The following is a 20,352-nucleotide window of genomic DNA, read 5'->3' on the forward strand; positions in this document are numbered from 1 at the left end:
CTCGCAAAGTCGCTAAGACGTCAAGTTTAAAAACTTAGAAAAGAAAAAAACTTAGCGACTCTGCGACTTTGCGAGATTATATCACTCTTATATTAAAAACATACTAAAATGAACAAATACAATCATAAATTAATCATCATTATACTGATTATTGCCAGTATATGGAGTTCGTGCAAGATCACGAAGCCCTATGCTAAACCCGAAACATCAGTAATGTATCGAGAAAAAGAAAGCATCGATACAACAACTATAGCCACTATGAAATGGTCGGAATTATTTACAGATCCTGCTTTACAACAACTTATTTCGGATGGATTGGCGGCAAATCTGGATTTAAAGATTGCAGTAGAACGTATCAATCAATCGGCGGTGAATGTTAAGTTGAGTAAAGCCACTTTTCTGCCTTCGGTAAATGGGAATTTATCGGTTAAAGAATCCAGATTGGCTTTCCCGCAAGGGTTTGGACTTTTCGATCAGTCGACACAATACGATTTGGGAATTACTGCCGGATGGGAAATTGATGTTTGGGGTAAATTAAAAAGTGCTAAGAAAAGTGCATTAGCAAATTTCTTGGCTACAGATGCTGCCAAACGCGCTGTTCAAACTCAATTGATCGCCAATATTGCCAATTTGTATTATGAGTTATTAATTTTGGATGAGCAATTAAAAGTGCTTAAAAAGACAGCCAAAAACAGAGAAACCGATGCTGAGACGATCAAAGTGCTTTTCGAAAATTCGATTATTAATGGAGTTGCCGTTGTTCAGAGCGAAGCCAACTTTTATGAAGCAGAATTAGCCATTCCGGATATCGAACAAAAAATAACCGAAACCGAACATACTTTATGTGTGCTTCTGGCAAAATCACCAACTAAAATCGAACGTAGTGCTCTCGAAAAGCAAAAACTTACCTACGATCTTAAAATTGGAGTTCCGATGCAGCTTCTTTCCAATCGTCCGGATGTGCAACAAGCCGAATATAATTTTAGAGCGGCATTTGAAGAAAGCAATGTGGCAAGAGCTTATTTTTATCCTGCCTTAACGATTAGCGGAGCGGCTGGTTTTTCGAGTTTCGGACTAAAAGACTGGTTTACAAACGGAGGACTTTTTGCTAATATCGCCGGAGGACTTACGCAGCCCATCTTCAATAAAGGAATCAACAAAGGAAGATTAGCAACTGCACTATCTTTACAAAAAGAAGCGCTTTATAATTTTGAATTTTCGATGCTAAAAGCAAGTGAGGAAGTTTCGAATGCCTTGTCAAAATACGATAACGCCGCTTTAAAAGAAGAAAAAAGGAAAAAACAATTAGAAGCTTTATTGAAAGCAGTTGAGTTCAATAAAGAATTACTGAACAATTCGACAACCAATTATACAGATGTATTGACGGCTGAACAAAACCTATTAAATGCACAATTAAGAGGAATTGAAGATCAAAGTCAAAAGCTGCATGCTGTTGTCAATTTATACCGCGCGCTTGGCGGAGGCTGGAACTAAAAAGTTTAAAATTTCAGGAAATAATAAAGCCCAATCTGTTGCGATTGGGCTTTAATTTTTTATTAATTAGCCGATTTTAAATTGTCGCCATCTTTACCATGAAGTCTTCTAAAAACTAATCCGGAAAGAATAGTCAAAAAACCTACGACAAGAAATGTATATCGAAAAGCATTGTGAATTTCGTTATGAATGAGCTTTGTGTCCCCCTGAAAAACTTTAAGTACCAAAAGTCCAAAAGCAATTCCGAAACCAATAGCCAGTTGCTGATTGACAGAAACTAACGAATTGCCGCTACTGGTATGATATACCCTTAAATCGGCAATAGAAATAGAATTCATCGAGGTAAATTGTATCGAGTTAAAGAAACCCAATACCGCAATAATAGGGACATACCAATAAAAAGAAGTATGAATGGACGGAATGGCCAATGCACAGATTAATACTCCAATAATAAAAGTATTCACCATTAAGGTTTTTCTATAACCGTAAGTATTTAAAATTTTAATTACAGCCGATTTTCCAAACATCGCAGTAAGAGCCATGGGCGCCACAATCCATCCTGAAGTTACTGCCGATTGTCCGTAAGCAATCTGAATCATCATAGGCAACAGCAACGGAATCGAACTAAAACCCAGACGCGTTGCCAGATTACCTACTATCCCTACGCGAAAAGTTCTTACCTGAAATAAATTTAAAGGAAAAAGAGGATTGTTGTCTGTCACGGCATGTCTATAATACCAATACAACATTAAAAATCCGGACATTAATACCAATAAAACCGGTGTTAGGCGAACGGTATTGCCAAATAATTCTAAAGAAATAGACAAAAGGAGGGAAGCCGCAGCAAAAATCAGGAAACCTTTTAAGTCAAAATCGATAATGGGAGATTTATAGTCAGGCATATACTTTAGGCTTAACAGAATACCAATAATCCCAAACGGAATGTTGATCAGGAAAATCCAGTGCCAGGATAAATAATCGACCATATAACCACCAACCAAAGGACCTAATACAGGACCTATCAAGGCAGGGATAATGGCAAAATTCATTGCTTTTAATAATTCTTTTTTAGGAAATGTTCTAATGAGGGCCAATTTACCTACGGGTGTCATTAAACTTCCTCCAATTCCCTGAATAACACGCGAAAAAATCAAATGGCTTAAATTCTGCGAAAGCGAACAAAACAAAGACCCGATACTGAATAGCAATAAAGCAAAAATAAATACTTTCCTTGTTCCAAATTTATCCGATAAAAAGCCGCTAACCGGCATAAAAAGCGCAAGAGTTAATACATAACTAATGATGGCATTTTGCATATCAAGCGGCGATTCGTGCAGATCTTTTGCGATAGCTGTTATCGACGTATTTAAAATAGTTGAATCGAGCATTTGCATAAAGATCGAAGTCGCCAAAATAATGGGTAATACTTTTTTGGTGGTTTCAATGTTTAGTTCAGCAGGGTTTGCGTTCATATTTTTAAAACTTTTTCTTTTTTGTATCCTTTTCTACACATAAAATCCATGTTTCTATGTGTTTAAATTGTACTTAACGTAATTAATGATTATAGAAATTTGCTTTTAAAAACGGTCAATTTTTCTCTTGTCATTTCGTTTATGGCATATGAAATTCCGCCCATGCCAATACCCGAAGAATCCCTTCCTCCAAATGGCATCCAATCGACTCTAAATGCCGTATGATCATTAACCATAACTGCAGTCGCGTTTAATTTTTTTACAGTATCTAAAGCAATATCTATATTTTTTGTAAAAACGGCTGCCTGAAAATGAACATCAAGTGCATTGGCTCTTTCGATAGCTTCATCACGATCTGTATACGAATAAATACAAACAACCGGACCAAAGATTTCGGTAGTCGAAACTTTTGAATCCTCTGATGGATTAAACAAAACTGTAGGCTCAAAGAAAGTGTCGGAAATTCTTTTTCCGCCGCTTATTAGTTTCGCTCCTTTTTCAATTGCTTCATTCACCCATTCTTCGACACGATCGACTTCTTTTGGTGTAATAAGCGGACCTACATCTGTCTTTTGATCTAACGGATTTCCTGTAATTAGTTTATTGGTGGCCGCTGCAAATTCTTCAATAAAACGCTCAGCAATCTCCTGATTGACATATACTCGCTGAACCGAAACGCAAACTTGTCCGGCGTGATAAAAACCTCCTTTTACCAGAGTAGGAATCATTTCGCTAAAATCAGCATCACTTTCAACAATAACTGGAGCAGCTCCGCCATGTTCTAAAGCACATCTTGTTCCCGGAGATAATTTACTTTTTAAGTACCATCCTACTTTTGCCGAACCAATGAAAGAGAAAAAGTTAATTCTCGGATCTGTCACCAGTAACTCTGCAGCTTCATTATCACATAAAATGATTTGAAGCCATCCATCAGGCAATCCTGCTTCTTTTAAAATATGGGCAAGAGCCAAACTTGATAGAGGAGTTGCTGTTGCGGGTTTAAAAATTATGGGACAGCCGGCAGCAATTGCCGTAACGATTTGGTGAACTGCTAAATTTAACGGATGATTAAAAGCACTAACGGCCGCGACAATTCCGATAGGTTCTTTTGATGTAAAAGCGATTCTGTTTAAAGAAGCCTCGGTAAGTCCCATTGGTATTTGTTCTCCTTTTATTTGAGAAATATGTTCTGCTGCTAATTTCACACCTTTAATTGCCCGAAGTACCTCAGCTTTAGAATCCTGATAGGGCTTTCCGCCTTCTCGTATGGCGGTATCTAATAATTCCTCGATTCGATCAGTCATTATTGAAGCTGTTTTTTCTAATATTTCGATTCTTTTATAAGCCGGAATCCACTTCGATTGATCTGTAAATAAGTTTTGGGCGGTATTAAGTATATTGTCAATCTCATTTTTACTGATCAAGGGTAATTCTTTAATAAAACTTTGATCATAAGGAGATGTTATTTCTGCAGTCATTTTCATAATATTTTATTTTAAACGACTCAGTATAAAACAAATTCAGGTTTGAAAGAATTGCTTTTACAGAGCCATTGTAGTGTATTTAATCTAAAGTTAATTAAATTAATCCTCATAATTATGAAAAAAGCACAATAGGTTATTGAATTTAACTTGATATTAATGTTGTCTTTTAAAATATACAAAGAGTAATTACAAGTATTAATTTCAAGATAGAGCCTTTGTCAGAGCAATAGAAATTTCGTTAACTTTGAATTTACGAAAATAAAACATTCATGAAAATGGAAAAAATTGAACACATCAATTACATCAAATCGCCTATTGCAGCTGTTTATAAAACACTTACCACACAACAAGGACTTGGTGTTGTCTGGACAACAGAATTGATTGTAAAACCGGAGGTAGGTTTTGTCAATGAGTTTAATTTCGGTGATAATGATAACACAAAAATGAAAATAGTAGAATTATCTCCAAACAAAAGAATCCTATGGGAATGCACAGATTCTGACCCGGAATGGATTGGTACAAAAATTTCATTTGATCTTAAGGAAGAAGACGGAGTAACGTCAGTTGTTCTCAAACATTTTGATTGGCGTGAATTGACCGAGTTTTACCAATGGTGCAATTACAATTGGGCAATGTTTCTGTTAAGTCTTAAAAGTCATTGTGAAGATGGCGAAGGAACACCTTATCAAAAACGAAAGTTTTAGTTTTTTTAGATTGTGTTCCATCGTGCAATTTGTGGTAGAAAAACTCGCAAACTTTATTTTTTTACACCTTAAAAATCAATTTCTTTTTATAGAAAACCCATAATATGAAAGACCAAAAAACAGCATAAATAAGTGCGTAAGCCAATGATGCATTCAAAGGATTTTCGAAACAAGGCGCAATCCCAAATTTGTAAATGGAGGTTTGAAGGCTGATTTGTTCCGAAGCTGCCTCAGGATTCTGAATCTTGATCGAACCTAAAACTCTTGGGATTATTCCTGAAAAGAAAAACACAATCATAGGATTTACACCCCATATCAAAAATAGTTTTGTCCATTTTGTATAATTGGCAACATCTATTATGTAATACAATATCGTTAAACATATGGTGGCGATTCCGGCTGTATATAAAACATACGAACTTGTCCAAAGCGATTTATTGATTGGAAAAAAGGTATGCCAGAGTAAACCCAGAATCAATAAAGAAACTCCGGCGATAGCTAATTTTTTTACAATTTCGATTTTGGTGATTTGCAGGTTTAATATCTGGCCTATACACATTCCCATGATTCCGGTTCCAATGGCTGGTAAAGTACTCAGAATCCCTTCAGGATCCCATGTTTTACTAGAAGCCCATAAGTGTCCGTTTAAAAGTAAATTGTCTAACCATGCAGCCAGATTGGTTCCTTTGTCGAAATTGGCAGGACCAAATCCCGGAACCGGAACAAAAGCCATCAAAATCCAGTAAATCAATAAAATCGAAGCGGCAACGATAAGCTGTGTTTTCAGGTTTGTTTTTAAATATAAAATAGAGGTAAAGAAATAAACAATTCCTATTCGTTGCAGAACGCCAGGAATTCTTACGTCTTCAAAAGCTTCGATTCCGCTGTAGGCTAAGGATATTAAAATCGCAAAAATCCCTACTGCGAGATAGGTTTTCACTTTTAAAGTAAATTTGCCTAAAAGGGCATAAGCCACTGCAAAAGTGATGAGTAATCTCAGGATTAATAACGGAATTCCTTCTAAACCAAATAATTCGAATCGGCTGAAAAAAGCCAGAAAAAATCCTAAACAGAAAATACGCAATGACCGAACTATAATTTTATTAAAAACAGCAGAATCAAAATGTTTTACCGGCATTGCAAACGGAATAGCGGTTCCCATTATAAAAACAAAAAATGGAAATACTAAATCGGTAGGAGTGCAGCCATGCCATTCTGCGTGTTCTAAAGGTGGATAAATAGAGGCCCAGCTTCCCGGGTTATTGACAATGGTCATCAATAAAATGGTAAATCCTCTAAATACATCTAGTGAAATTAAACGTTCTTTTGTCATGGGTTGGGGTTGTTTTTTGGTTTCGTTAATTTATCTGAAAGAGAAATTTTTATGATAGGTTTAATTTTTAATTCGGAAAAGAAATTTTACCCATCGATACGGATGGGATTCTCTTTCTTAGTCCAAAATCAGAAGTACCTCCGGAAACGGTTTCATTGGCTAAAATGGCAAATAATATGGCTTCTTTTGCATCGCCTGAAATGCCTAGAACATCAGTATTTTCAAAATTACAAGGCAATAGTTCTTTTAGCCAACCCACTAATAATGGGTTATGCGCGCCTCCACCTGACATATAAATGGTAAAAGTTTCAGGAGAATAGGTTGTATTGTTTATAGCCGAATGTATCGCTTCGGCAATGGTTTCTGCGCTGAATCTCGTTAATGTGGCGAGTAAATCTTCAATAGTAGTATTTCCGGTTTGGCTTTGGTTTTGCGCTTTTCGGACATATTCGATACTAAAAAGTTCCGGACCTGTAGTTTTAGGGAAGGGTTTAGCAAAGAATTCATCTCCTTTTAAGGCTTTTAAAAGAGCAGCATTTACGTTGCCTTGTTTGGCAATTTCGGCATCTTTATCATAAGCTTTCTCAGGAAAATGAAGTCTTGTAAACGCATCAATTAAGGTATTTCCTGTTCCGGTATCGGTAACAAAAACTTCTTCGGGATTATGGCTTGATGATAAATATGTAAAATTAGCAATACCGCCCATATTGAGCATAATGCGGTTTTCATCTTTTTTACTAAACAAAAAATAATCTCCGTAAACGGCTAGTGGTGCTCCTTCGCCGCCTGCAGCAAGGTGTTTTTGCCTGAAATCAGAAATGGTTATAATTCCGGTTTTTAGGGCAATATGATCTCCGTCGCCAATTTGTAAAGTACCGTTTGGAAATTTTTCCTGCTGATGCAAAATCTTCGGCGCATGAAAAACGGTTTGTCCGTGCGAAGCCACCAGATCAATTTTTTCAGCCGGAATTTTCCAATGGTTCAAACGATCTAAGATAATATTAGCATGAAGAATCCCGATCCATTCATTTAGTAAAACCAAATGCTGAAAATCGATTGTTGGTTTTGCAAATACATTTCGGATTTCGGATTTTACTTCTTCAGAATAATCAACGGTATCAAATTGAATTAACTGAACTTCGGTATTTTCGCCTGAACCTGAAATTTCGCATAAAACTACGTCCAAACCATCCAATGAAGTACCGGACATTAATCCGATAATGGTTCGTGATGGTTTTTGGGCAATTTTATACAGTGATTCCAGATTTGCGTTCATGATATTGTTTTTTTATAAATAAAATTATTCTTCTTTGGCTATAATTTTTTTAACCATATAAGGAATATAAGAACATATTAGTTTTGTTCAAACATTTAAATGAACTTACATTTCTTATATGGTTAATTATAGTTTTTTACTTCACCATAATAGCTTCCTGAATAATTTGCTGAATTTCTTCTCTAATTTTTCCTTTGGCTAATTTATTCTCATCCCCATTTACTCCGGGATAGGTTCTGTTGGATAAAAATACATAAACAATTTCTGTTTCAGGATCTACCCAGGCGATGTTTCCTGTAAATCCGGTATGACCAAAACTAGACGGAGAAACACAAGCACAAGTTGGGCCATCTTTGCCTATTCTTTTATCAAAACCTAAACCTCTTTGAACGCCTTTATCGGCATAATAACAAGTATTGAAGGCATCAAATGTTTGTGGCGAAAAATACTCTTTATTACCGTAATTTCCTTTTTGCAAATACAATTGCATCATTTTGGCAACATCCATCGCGTTAGAGAAAATTCCTGCGTGACCAGCAACTCCGCCTTCCATAGCTGCTGCCATATCGTGTACATAACCCTGAATAACCTGATGTCTGAAATACGTATCAATTTCGGTAGGGGCAATGTTATTATTGTCAAATTTATCTAACGGATTGTAAAGCGTATTGTTCATCCCTAGTGTGTTGTAAAAATTCTGCTTACTCAGGTCTTGCAGCTTTTTATGCGTTTTTCTTTCCAGATATTCTTTTAGGATGATAAAAGTGAAATCACTGTATTTGTATTCTTTTTTAAGGGATAACGGACTATCGGCAATGATTTTCATGATGGTGTCGTGATAATCATTTCGAATATAAAGATTCTCCGCCACTTTTGTGGTAAAACCAGTTTCGGCTATTTTTCGATAATATTTTTCAGAAGGATTATTATTGCTGTCTAAGGTTGCTTTGTAAAACGGAATCCAGGCCTGAAGTCCGGCATAATGCGTTAACAAATCCTTGAAGATGATATTTTCCTTGTTTGTTTTGGCAAAAAACGGTACCATATCTTTTAATTTGGTATCGAGATTCACTTTTTCTTTATCATACAATTGCATCACATTGGGCAATGTAGATATCATTTTCGAAATCGAAGCGACATCATATAAATCTGTGTTGGTCACTTTTTTTCCGTTGTCATACGTTTGATTTCCGTATGATTTCTGAAAAATAACACTTCCTTTTCGCGCTACTAAAACCTGCATTCCCGGTGCCATTTTTCCATCAATTGCTTTTTGTGCCACAGCATCGATTTTTGATAGAATAGCAGGATTCATATTCACATTTTCCGCAGCGGTAAAAGCAAGACGATTTAATTTTTCGGTCATTAGTCCATCATTTACGCTGAAAGAAGTATTGATGGATACTGGCAGTTTTCCTTTGGCTTCGATGGCTCCAAAAAGTAATTCGGCTGAAACTACCTGACTGATATCTGAATTTTGATATGAAACCACCAGACCTTCAATATCATCAAAATCGGTAATCGACAACAGGGAATAAGGTTTGGCAAAGATGTCGAGAATTACGTCGTTGTGTTTCGCAATTTCTTTTAGCCAAAGCAGTTCTGTTAATGTAAATTCTTGTTTTTCCCAGGGTTTATTTACTTTATGAAAACTGATAATCACCTTGTCAAACTTTCTTAATTCCTTGTTCAGGCTATCAAGATTGGTGTCTTTAACTTCTATTATTTCGGTATATTTTTTTAATGTAGATATAAAAGTGCTATTTGTATCATCGCCTAATTTTACGTAAGCAATTTTCTGATCGAGTTCTTTTATAGGAAGTATTTCCTTTTCATTTTTTAAAACAGTAACCGCGTTTTCATACAATTGATAATGCAGCGCATCATTTTGTGACGGGTTAAGATCAGGATAAATGTTCGCCATATCTATTGGCTTGTACTTGTTTAATCCTGCTTTGAATTTATAATGCAATATTTTTTTTACCGAATGTGCAAGACGTTCTTCGGTAATCACATTTTCAGTATAAGCTGCTTCTAATTTTTGAACGGCTACGGGAACATTTTCCGGACAAAGTAAAACATCATTTCCGGCAAGAATTACCGCAATTTCTAAATCACCGGGACCTTTAAAATTACTGGCACCTTTCATGGCTAAACCATCGGTAAAAATCAAACCTTGGAAACCTAATTCTTTCTGAAGCAGGTTCGTAACCACATTGTAAGAAGCCGAAGAAGGAAGATTTGGGATTGGCTCTAAACTGGGAATATTAAGATGCCCCACCATAACGGATACTAAACCTTCATCAAATATTCTTTTGTACGGATATAATTCTATTTGCTCCAGTCTTTCTTTTGAAAAATTAACCAAAGGCAAAGCATGATGCGAATCTGTTGCGGTATCTCCGTGTCCCGGGAAATGTTTTCCGGTGCTGAAAACGCCCTGACTCTGAACGCCTTTCATTAAAGCAATGGCTTTGTTGGCTACATTGACTTTGTCCTCGCCAAAAGAACGATTGCCAATAATTGGATTTTTAGGATTGGTATTAATGTCTAAAACCGGAGCAAAATTAAAATGGATTCCGATTCGTTTGTTTTCGTTGGCCATATTTCGACCCACTTTTTCAATTAAATTCAAATCCTGAATCGCGCCCAAAGTCATGTTCCAAGGATATCGGTAAGTAGAATCCAATCGCATTGCCAATCCCCATTCGGCATCAATTCCTACAAATAAAGGCACTTTTGCTTTCGATTGGTAAAGATTAGTCAATTTGGCCTGACGAACCGGCCCGCCCTGAAAAAAGATCACTCCGCCAACTTTATATTCCTGAACTAATTTTTTGACTTCGTTTACGTGAACCGAATCTTTATTAGAATAAGCCGAAATCATAAACAACTGACCTACTTTTTCACGGAGCGACATTTTACTGTAAATGCTGTCGACCCAGGCAGTTTCTTTGTCAGAGTCTTTAAAAAAAGTCTTTTTCTCGGATGTTTTTGGAGCGGTGTAAACGACTGTATCTTTGGTAACGGGATCTGTTTTTAAATCTTTAATTGTATTGTCTTTTTTAGAAACGCCACAATTGGTGATTAAAAATAAAAATGAAGCGCAAAGGCTGATTTTTATGATGTAATCTTTCATGTTTATTATTTTTTGTGCAATTGAAACTTAATTAAAGTGTCAATTGATTAATCAATAGGGTTGTGTTTTTAAGGCGGTTTTAAAAACTTATTTTTTCTGTGCTGCGGGAACTTGTCAGGTATAATCCTAAATAAGTGATAAGTCCGTTGAGTACGATTAATTCATTATCAAAAACATATCCTGCAAATAATGCTGCTGAATTTTCATTTATTAAATAGGTAAAGAAAGGCGATAATAAGCAAATTATGGGTACAAATTTATCTTTTACATGTCTTGATTTCTGGAACAATCCAAAAGCATATAATCCTAATAATGGACCGTAAGTATAAGAAGCCACTTTGAAGATCATACCCACTACTGAACTATCGTTGATCGAGTTGAAAATAAGGATCACAAAGAAAATCAGGGCAGAGAAACTAATGTGAACCAAATGTCTTGTTCTAACGGTATTTTTCTTGCTGTTTTCGGCTTTGTCCATCCCTAAAAAGTCAACGCAAAAAGAGGTTGTTAAGGCAGTTAATGCCGAATCTGTTGTAGCAAATGTGGCTGCAATAATTCCTAATAGAAATACGATTGCCGGAATTGTAGCCAAATGATTCAGGGCAATTTCCGGAAAAAGTAAATCGGTTCTTGGTTTGCCGGTAACTAGATCCGTTGGGATCGCGATTCCGTTTTTGTTGGCATAGATATAAAGTAAAGCTCCAACACTTAGAAAGAAAATGTTGATCACAACAAAGATTCCCGTAAAGGTGAACATGTTTTTTTGTGCTTCGCCAATGTTTTTACAGCTCAGGTTTTTTTGCATTAAATCCTGATCCAATCCTGTCATGGCAATGGTTACAAACATTCCTCCTAAAATTTGTTTTACAAAATGAAACTTACTTCCCAGAAAATCATCAAAGAAAAATATTTTAGAATAATTGCTGTTTTTTACTTCTTCGAAAGCGCCAATAGCACTTAAATCCATACGGTCGCAAATGAAATAAATGGTAAGAAAAACAGAAGTTACCAGGAAAAATGTTTGTAAAGTATCGGTTATGATAATCGTTTTTAGTCCGCCTCTGTAGGTATAGGAAAAAATAAGTACCAAAGAAATCAGGACTGTAAAGGCAAACGGAATATGATAAAAATCAAATACAAAACGCTGCAATACAATAACCACTAAATAAAGCCTGAACGCCGAGCTAACGGTTCTGCTGATCAGGAAAATAGAAGCAGCAGTTTTATAGCTGTAAAAGCCCATTCTTTGTTCGATATAACCGTAAATCGAAGTTAAATTCATACGATAATACAACGGCAGTAATAATTTGGTAATTACTATAAATCCCATTGCATTACCCAAAACGAACTGGAAATATTTGAATTGTTCACCACTTGGCGCACCCACTTCTCCGGGAACAGAGATAAAAGTTACTCCGGAAAGGGCAGTTCCTATCATTCCAAAAGCAACCAGATACCATTTTGAGTTTTTATTGGCGGTAAAAAAAGCGTCATTTCCGCCATCTTTTCTGCTCACTCTGTGCGAGATGTAGAATAATGTTCCGAAATAAATGATAATAAGCAGAAGGATGGTACTTGGTGTCATGGTATAGTTTTGGTGGTTTGTTTTATAAATTTATGTGAATCAAAGATGAATAAAACCGTCGATTAAACCTAACAGCTTTTAAAACCTGTTAGGTTTCTTTGATAAAAATCAAGCCTATAAATCTATTAAATATTTTTGATTTGTTGGCGGTTTTTAGTTTTCCTGATTTTTGCTTTGAGACAGTAAAACAGCTCTTACGCTTTTGTGTTTTTGCAGTAATTCTTCGGCTACGTCATATTCAATTCCAAGTTCTTCCATAATCATTTTGATGCCGCGTTTTACCAGTTTTTCGTTAGAAAGCTGCATATCGACCATTTTATTGCCTTTTACTTTCCCTAGTTTAATCATTACTGATGTAGAGATCATGTTTAAGGTTAGTTTTTGGGCTGTTCCGGCTTTCATTCTGGTGCTTCCGGTAAGGAATTCAGGTCCTACGATTAATTCGATAGGATAATCTGCTTCCTGAGCAATAAGTCCGTTGCTAATGCAGGAAATACTTCCTGTTTTGATATTGTGTTCTTTTGCTTTTTTCAAAGCTCCTAAAACATAAGGTGTATTTCCCGAAGCAGCAATTCCTATGATAAAATCTAAACTTGAAATTTCAAATTTAGCCAGATCTTTCCATGCTTGCTCGGTGTTGTCTTCGGCATTTTCTACGGCTTTTCTAATGGCAGTATCTCCACCGGCAATAATTCCGATAATCATATCATGAGGCACACCAAAAGTTGGCGGACATTCTGATGCATCCAGGATTCCAATTCGTCCTGAAGTTCCGGCTCCAATATAAAATAATCGACCGCCCAGCTGCATTTTTTTTACAATGGCCTTAACCAGTTTTTCGATTTTAGGAATCTGCTCGTCGATAATATGCGGTACTTTTTTGTCCTCTGTATTGATATTGGTAAGAAGTTCTTTCACGCTCATTTGATCCAAGTCTTTGTACAAAGATTCTTGTTCAGTTTCAGGATTTTTATTTTTCATTTTTCTTTTTTTGATTTTTGAAACCAAAGTTGTTCGAATAACCGGTTTCGATATTTTGCAATTTAATTGGTTGTATTTTTACTCGTTGGGCTTATTTTTTTAACACATAGAAACATAGTTTATTACTTTAAAAAAAGGCGTTTCACTTATTTTAAAATACACATAAGAACTATGTGGGAAAAACAGTTTTTTAATAGAGCAGGTAAGCCTTTCTCATTTTTTTGAAAGCTTCTAAATCCTTCTGCCAGCTCCTTCTTATTTCATTTTCTGAAACTCCGCTTTCTATTTGTTGCTGTAATTTTTTTGTTCCGGCAAGTTTGGTGAAAAACGGATTGAAGAATTTCGTTTTATCGCTGGTATTTTGATAGGCTTTTATGAGCCATTTAAGTTCTAATTGCGTGAGTTTTGGGTAAGAAGTTAAATCTTCTCCAAAACATTCTTTTCCGTTATAAAGCGGATCTTTGGCTCCAAAATTTGGTTTTGGAGTAAAAGTAAAATTCGTTTTCTTTAAAAAAGGAGAACCATAAATCTGAAATTGTTTTTCGGTTCCGCGTCCCATACTTACGTTGGTTCCTTCAAAAAGGCATAAACTTGCGTATAAGTTAATCGATTGGTCATTAGGTAAATTTGGTGAGGGTTTTGCCAGTAAACTGTATGGCATCTCTCTTTTGTAATCTACACAAGGAATAACAGTTAGTTTGCATTGAACGGCATTTTTTAACCATTTCTCGCCATTGATCATTTTCGAATATTCTCCAATTGTCATCCCGTGAAGTAACGGAATAGGGTGCATGCCTACAAAACTGGTGAATTCTTTTTCTAAAAGCGGTCCGTCTACAATACCGCCATTTGGGTTAGGTCTGTCCAGAACAATAAGCGGAATTCCGTTTTCTGCACAAGCTTCCATTACATAATGCAACGAAGAAATATAAGTATAAAAACGTGCACCAACATCCTGCAAATCGAATATCATAACATCGATTCCGGCCAATTGTGCCGCTTTTGGTTTTTTATTGTCTCCGTAAAGAGAGATGATAGGTAATCCTGTTTTAGGATCTTTTCCGTCTACTACATGTTCTCCTGCATCGGCAGTTCCTCTAAATCCGTGCTCGGGTGCAAAGATGGTCTGTAGAGCCACTTTTTTTTCTAATAAAAAATCTACTACATGTTTTTTATCCGATAAAATTCCGGTTTGATTCGTAACGATTCCTACTTTTTTATCTTTTAATAAAGGCAAATATTTTTCAAAATTATCAGCTCCGGTTTTAATGGAAGGGGCTGTAATTTGGTGAGGATTATTTTTTGCAGCTTTTTGAAATGAATTGGAATAAGACGGTGTGTAAATTATAGAAGTTACTACAAAGACACTTTTTGCTATGAATTTTATCATTTTAAATTACAGTTTAGTAGTGAGAAGACAAAAATTGACTCAATAAAATTATATTATTATTTGATTGGTATTGTATGTTTTTTTGATTTGATGATCTAGTGTGGTATTCGGGAGAGGATGTCTATGATTTTTAGACCTGTGTTTTATTTTCGTCAGTTTCTTTTATGTCTTTTTTACAAAGAAATAATTTTAAAATACTACCTCTGGTTTTAGTGCCCAGAGGTAGTCTATTATTTTATGGGTTTAGCAATCGAGAATTACCAGCCCGGGTTTTGTTTTAATGTAACACCTTGAGCTTTATATAAATCAATATCATTGGTTGGGATATTCATTAAATAATGTTTTGGTTCAAAGGTTCTTGTACTTGCAGGGTAGATTTTTACATATCCGTTACCATCTACTACGGTTTGTGATCCTACAGGAGTACCAATTCTGGCTCCAAGATTTACGTCAGGATTTTTTGATGTATCAAGATAATCTCCTTTTTTCCAACGGTAAATATCAGCTTGTCTTAAAGTAGTCCAGCTCATAAATTCTATTTGACGCTCACGACGTACTTCCCAGATTAGCGGACTAACAACACCAGAGATTTGCTCTAAAGCTGAGGTTCTTCTTGGGTCATTGATCACTACATTTCCTGCAGAAGCATTGTTTCCGTCAGTAGTCAAAGCGGCAATTCCTGCACGTGCACGTACTTTATTGATCGAAATATCAAGATCATTGTTGGTTGCTGTACCCAATTCAGCACAAGCTTCGGCGTAGTTTAAATATACTTCGCTTAGTGTAAATATTGGCGCATCAGTATAATTACGTCCTCCTGTAGTAACATCAGGGCCTGTTGTAGCAGGATTGTTGTACAATTCGAATACATAACCTGACATCGAAACTAAAGCGGTTGTACCAAAAGGTTTTCCTTTGTAACCGTAGTTGGCAGGGTTTACAGTTTTACCAAAACGCGGATCTCTGTTAGCAAAAGTTTTAGTTACGTTATCATCACCGGTATACTGAGCGTTTCCGGCTTGTTGAATTGGTAATCCGTTTGTCGTTACATAACTGTCAGCAGCCCATTTTGTTAAACCGTATTGAATAGTCGATGTATTGGTGTAGTTTTGAAGAGAGTGCATCAATACGTTTGTTAAATAACGTTTTGTAAGTATCACTTCTGTATTTCCAAGTAATTCAACTGAATTGTAAAGCGATTTCCAGTCGGCGTTTAATTTATAAGCCGGATTGTTCATTACGGCTAGTGAAGCTACTTTTGCTTTGTTAAGATAAGCACTTCCGTCCTGACCTAAATGGTATTTTCTATACGTTCCTTCATATAAACATGCATTACTTAAAGCAGCATAAGCCGTGTATTTATTTACAGTAGCATTTTTATCGTCTGAAACAAGCATGAGGTTTGCAGCCTCTTCTAAGTCTGCAATTACTTTGTCCATAATTTCTGCTCTTGGCATTGCCGGAGCATAAACTGCAGGATCTGCCTGAACTAAGTATTTATCAGTATACGGAACATCTCCCATTTTTTGCACTAAACGAAAGTAAGTATACGCTCTAAAGAATTTAGCTACTCCAATATAATGGTTCTTTTTCTCTGCAGACATGCTCACCGTTGGTACTTTCTCCAGCATCAAATTACAACGACGAATAAGTGTATAATATTCATTCCATGAATAAATATTTGTAGTGGCTGCAGTAACCGGCATTTGATAAAAAGTAAATGCTGATAAATTATCATCTACTTTGTAATCACTTCCGTGATAATAGAAAAAAGAAAGTCCGATTGTTGTACCATTTCCGTAGCCATAAAAAGTATCATAATTAAGCCATGAAAATGTTTTTACATTATCTTCCGATTGCCAAAAGTTTTCATTTGTAAATTTATCTGCAGGATCATCTGTTAAATAATCTGAACAACTAACAGCAGTTGTTGCTACTATAGCTGTAGCAAACATCAGCAGAAATCTTGATTTTATATTTGATTTTTTCATTTTAAAAGTTTTGAATGGTTAGTATTAAAAAGCAAGCTCAACACCAAAAGAGATTGTTTTGGTATAAGGATAAGCTCTTCCCCAGAACACCTCTGCTTCATCGATTTCAGGGTCAACAGGAAGACGTTTGTCTGCCCAGGTAACTAAGTTTTCGCCTGATGCATAAATTCTTACTTTCTCTAAGCGCGCTCTTTTTACTAAATCTTTTGAGAGTGAATATCCAAGAGTAACATTTTTTAGACGTAAATAAGACATGTCTAGCAAATATCTTGTTGATGTAACAAAGTTGTTTGAACCTGAAGTACCTGAACCAAGAGTATTCGCCTCATTTCCATAATATGGGTTTGGCCAGTAAGCCTGAGTGTTTTCTGGTGTCCAGTAATCAGCCTGGTTAGCATACATTTGCTGAGGCGCGCGATAGAAAGGCAAAACAACATCTGAAGCAGCCCAGTAATCACGTTTTCCAACTCCCTGGAAGAAACCAGAAACATCAAATCCGCGGTATTTTCCACCTAATGTAATACCGTATTTATAACGTGGAGTTGTATTACCAATTTTTTTCAAATCTCCGTGATCGTCTGCAGTTCCGGCACCACGACTGATAACTCCGTCACCGTCAAGATCTACATAATGAACATCTCCTGCTCCATATTTAAAGTTACCCACCATTGTTTTAGAGTAATCAACACCATTTACTGTTTTACCATTATTGGTAATTACGTCATCAGCCTGAAGAAGTCTGTCGCTGGTTAAACCCCAGATTTGTCCAATTTCGAATCCGTCATAATAAGGATATGTAGTAGGAGTAACTAAACCTAATAATTTAGAAGTGTTGTTCCATTTTGTAATTACAGATTTATAATCAGATAAAGCTACATCAACAAATACAGAAGCATTTTCGCTTAAGTTTTTATTAAAGTTCAAAGACAATTCCCATCCTCTTGTTCTCATGTTTCCTGAGTTGGTTTGAGCTGCATTTTGACCAAATGAACCAGGAAGTGTTATACCAGGAGCCAACATCCCTTTTGTATCACGTTGGTACCAGTCAAACGAAGCACCAAGCATATCTAATATTTTAATATCGATACCTACATCTTTTGTGTATACTTTTTCCCAAGTTAATGCAGGATCAACGTTAGTTGGTAAACCTGTAGACGGAGGCAATGTAGAACCGCTATTTACCCATGAAGGGTTAGTAGAGTTCATGATCGATAAGAAAGCATTGTTTCCTACGTTTTGATTTCCGATTGCACCAATAGAACCACGAATTTTAAGGTCGTTTAACCAACCACGTGTGCTTTCCATGAATTTTTCATTCACAATTTTATATCCTACAGAAGCAGAAGGGAAGAATCCCCATTGTTCGTTTGTAGGGAATTTTGAAGAACCATCGTAACGTGCATTCAATTCTAATAAATAAATTCCGTTGTAATCATAGTTAATACGAGCAAAGAAACCTGCGATAGAATAGGTTGTTTCTGCCGGATTAAGTGATGTATTTGCAGATCCTGAAACAAATTGTTCTCCAACTGCAAGATTAAATTCTGGTTTTGATTTGTCTAAAAGTGTATTTCTTCGGGCATAATTACGAGAGAAATCCTGCCACTCAGAGTTAAAACCTCCTAAAACTTTAAAACTATGTTTGTCTATTTGTTTTTTGTAGTTAGCATAAATATTAACAACATTGGTAATAGATTCTGATTTAGATTGCGCTACATAATCATTTCCGGCTTCAAGAGTTGCAGGAATTGCAGTTTGAATTGTTGTAGCATCGTATGGCATAGCAGACCAGCTGTCCCATGCTAAGAATTTACCACCATTTTGTTTTCTGTTGTACGTTTCAGTTACACTGCTAACCTCAGCAATTACATTAAAATCTTTTGTAATATCTGCAGTAAATTTACCACTTAACCTGTTATTGCGCTTAACGTTTTCATTTCTTGATGCATTAGCTAAATATCCTCCTGCAGTACGGAAATTATACCCTCTGTATGTTCCAAAGTTCGGGAAATACTGTCCCCAACGAAGTGCATATCCAAAATAACCTGTATAAAGTGGATCATCAGTACCAGCACCACCATAGTAGTTAAATGGCTGGTCGTATGTACTGTTAATAGTCATTACTTTGAAATCACCCGTAAGCCAGTCAGCCAATTTTGTAGTAAATCCTAAGTTGATGTTTGTTCTTTGTCTTTGTTCCTGATTTACTCTTAACATACCTTCCTGATTAGTAAAAGCAAATGAAGCAAAGAACGAACTTTTATCTCCTAAGTTACCTTGCGCAGAAAGATTGTGAGTAGTCTGGAGCGCATTTTTTGCATACAATTCTTTGTTATTATCCCAAACTCTGTAGAAATACGGTGTACCATTTTTAATCTCCCAGTCTTCACCATAAACCATTTCATTACTGGTACGATTGTGTGCATATTTTTCTTTCCAGGTTTTAATTCCCTCTAATAAAGTATTGTAGTTTGCACCAAAAATTTCCGGTACAGCACCATCAGTACGTCTTCCTGCAGCAATTAGTCCTGGAATTTCTTCAGTTGGATCTAAGAATTGTAAAGTAGAAATTGGGTTCGTAAACGCCGTATTGGCAGAATAAGAAAATCTTACTTTTCCTTCTCCCGTTTTTCCTCCTTTAGTTGTAATCAATACCACCCCAAAAGCAGCACGCGCACCATAGATAGAAGCCGAAGCAGCATCTTTAAGTACCGTCATGGTGGCAATATCATTTGGGTTAATAAGTGATAAGTCTGTAGGAACTCCATCAACTAATATTAAAGGAGCATCTGAACCATTAATAGTTCCGGCTCCACGTATGTTAATAGTAGCCGCACGATTCATATTTCCCGAGTTAAAACTAACATTTACCCCCGGCGTAGTACCTTGTAAAGCTTTGCTTACATCAGTAAGAGGTCTGCTTCCAATTGTTTTAGCTACATCGATTGAGGCAACAGCTCCGGTTAAGTTTGTTTTTTTCTGAGAAGAGAATCCCACGACAACAACTTCGTCTAGTTTTGAAGTACTCTCAGCAAGAGAAACGTTGATTTTTTGTTGCCCGTCAATTTTTACCACTTGCGTCTCAGATCCCATGTAGCTGAAAACTAAGCTTTGCCCTGGTGAGGCTGGGATACTGTAGTTTCCGTCAAAGTCGGTAGTAGTACCTGTTTTAGTTCCCTGAATAAGGATACTAACCCCTGGTATAGGAAACCCATCCGCTTTGCTTTTTACAGTTCCGGTAATTGTTTTTGTTTGCCCAAATGTTACTTGAATGAACAAAACCAACAATGAAATAAGGAATAATTTTTTCATGATTATTTGGTTTTTTTAATGGTTGTTGAGCAAATATATTTATTTATTGCATATAAATGCAGTATTTTGAATTTTTTTTCGAAAATTAATTCAAATAACGCAAAATAACGCATATTTAAGATGTGAAATCTTTCTGCTTTATAATATTGAACAGAATTATGCAAACTATTGCAGTTTCCTACAAAAGGACA

The 20,352-nt window shown here is 36.0% G+C and carries 12 protein-coding genes; 2 read left to right on the forward strand and 10 right to left on the reverse strand.

Annotation, left to right across the window (positions count from 1 at the left end; all coding sequences use genetic code 11):
- Window positions 1-108 precede the first annotated feature (108 nt).
- A complete protein-coding gene (locus tag IRZ78_RS05800; RefSeq protein WP_194615624.1) occupies window positions 109-1,494 on the forward strand; it encodes an efflux transporter outer membrane subunit in 1,386 nt (461 codons plus the stop codon).
- A gap of 62 nt (window positions 1,495-1,556) precedes the next feature.
- Here IRZ78_RS05800 and IRZ78_RS05805 read toward each other — a convergent pair whose 3' ends face one another.
- Window positions 1,557-2,966, reverse strand: a complete 1,410-nt coding sequence (locus IRZ78_RS05805) for an MFS transporter (protein WP_194615625.1) — start codon at window positions 2,964-2,966, stop codon at window positions 1,557-1,559.
- 89 nt (window positions 2,967-3,055) lie between these two features.
- Window positions 3,056-4,444, reverse strand: a complete 1,389-nt coding sequence (locus tag IRZ78_RS05810; RefSeq protein ID WP_194615626.1) for an aldehyde dehydrogenase family protein — start codon at window positions 4,442-4,444, stop codon at window positions 3,056-3,058.
- A gap of 281 nt (window positions 4,445-4,725) precedes the next feature.
- On the opposite strand from IRZ78_RS05810, the gene IRZ78_RS05815 reads away from it, so the two are divergent.
- Window positions 4,726-5,154, forward strand: coding sequence for an SRPBCC domain-containing protein (locus IRZ78_RS05815; RefSeq protein ID WP_194615627.1), 429 nt, complete (start codon window positions 4,726-4,728; stop codon window positions 5,152-5,154).
- A 61-nt stretch (window positions 5,155-5,215) separates the two neighbouring features.
- Here IRZ78_RS05815 and IRZ78_RS05820 read toward each other — a convergent pair whose 3' ends face one another.
- The 8 genes from IRZ78_RS05820 to IRZ78_RS05855 form a co-directional block, all read right to left on the reverse strand.
- A complete protein-coding gene (locus IRZ78_RS05820) occupies window positions 5,216-6,487 on the reverse strand; it encodes a DUF5009 domain-containing protein (RefSeq protein WP_194615628.1) in 1,272 nt (423 codons plus the stop codon).
- A 67-nt stretch (window positions 6,488-6,554) separates the two neighbouring features.
- Window positions 6,555-7,763: an anhydro-N-acetylmuramic acid kinase gene (locus tag IRZ78_RS05825; protein WP_194615629.1), complete on the reverse strand. Its 1,209-nt coding sequence runs from the start codon at window positions 7,761-7,763 to the stop codon at window positions 6,555-6,557.
- Between the two features lie 136 nt (window positions 7,764-7,899).
- Window positions 7,900-10,902 (reverse strand): glycoside hydrolase family 3 N-terminal domain-containing protein, encoded by a 3,003-nt coding sequence (locus tag IRZ78_RS05830; RefSeq protein WP_194615630.1) that lies wholly within the window; start codon window positions 10,900-10,902, stop codon window positions 7,900-7,902.
- Window positions 10,903-10,981: 79 nt separating this feature from the next.
- Entirely contained in the window at window positions 10,982-12,487 is a 1,506-nt protein-coding gene (locus IRZ78_RS05835; protein ID WP_194615631.1) for a sodium:solute symporter, read from the reverse strand.
- A 153-nt stretch (window positions 12,488-12,640) separates the two neighbouring features.
- Window positions 12,641-13,495 carry an N-acetylmuramic acid 6-phosphate etherase gene (murQ, locus tag IRZ78_RS05840; protein WP_228520386.1) on the reverse strand — a complete coding sequence of 285 codons (855 nt, stop codon included), beginning with the start codon at window positions 13,493-13,495 and terminating at the stop codon, window positions 12,641-12,643.
- Between the two features lie 163 nt (window positions 13,496-13,658).
- Window positions 13,659-14,858, reverse strand: coding sequence for a DUF1343 domain-containing protein (locus IRZ78_RS05845; protein WP_194615633.1), 1,200 nt, complete (start codon window positions 14,856-14,858; stop codon window positions 13,659-13,661).
- A gap of 257 nt (window positions 14,859-15,115) precedes the next feature.
- Window positions 15,116-16,849 carry a RagB/SusD family nutrient uptake outer membrane protein gene (locus IRZ78_RS05850; protein ID WP_194615634.1) on the reverse strand — a complete coding sequence of 578 codons (1,734 nt, stop codon included), beginning with the start codon at window positions 16,847-16,849 and terminating at the stop codon, window positions 15,116-15,118.
- Window positions 16,850-16,873: 24 nt separating this feature from the next.
- Window positions 16,874-20,161 (reverse strand): TonB-dependent receptor, encoded by a 3,288-nt coding sequence (locus IRZ78_RS05855; protein ID WP_194615635.1) that lies wholly within the window; start codon window positions 20,159-20,161, stop codon window positions 16,874-16,876.
- Window positions 20,162-20,352 lie beyond the last annotated feature (191 nt).

The organism is Flavobacterium sp. CSZ, from assembly GCF_015350725.1.
Lineage (GTDB): Bacteria > Bacteroidota > Bacteroidia > Flavobacteriales > Flavobacteriaceae > Flavobacterium.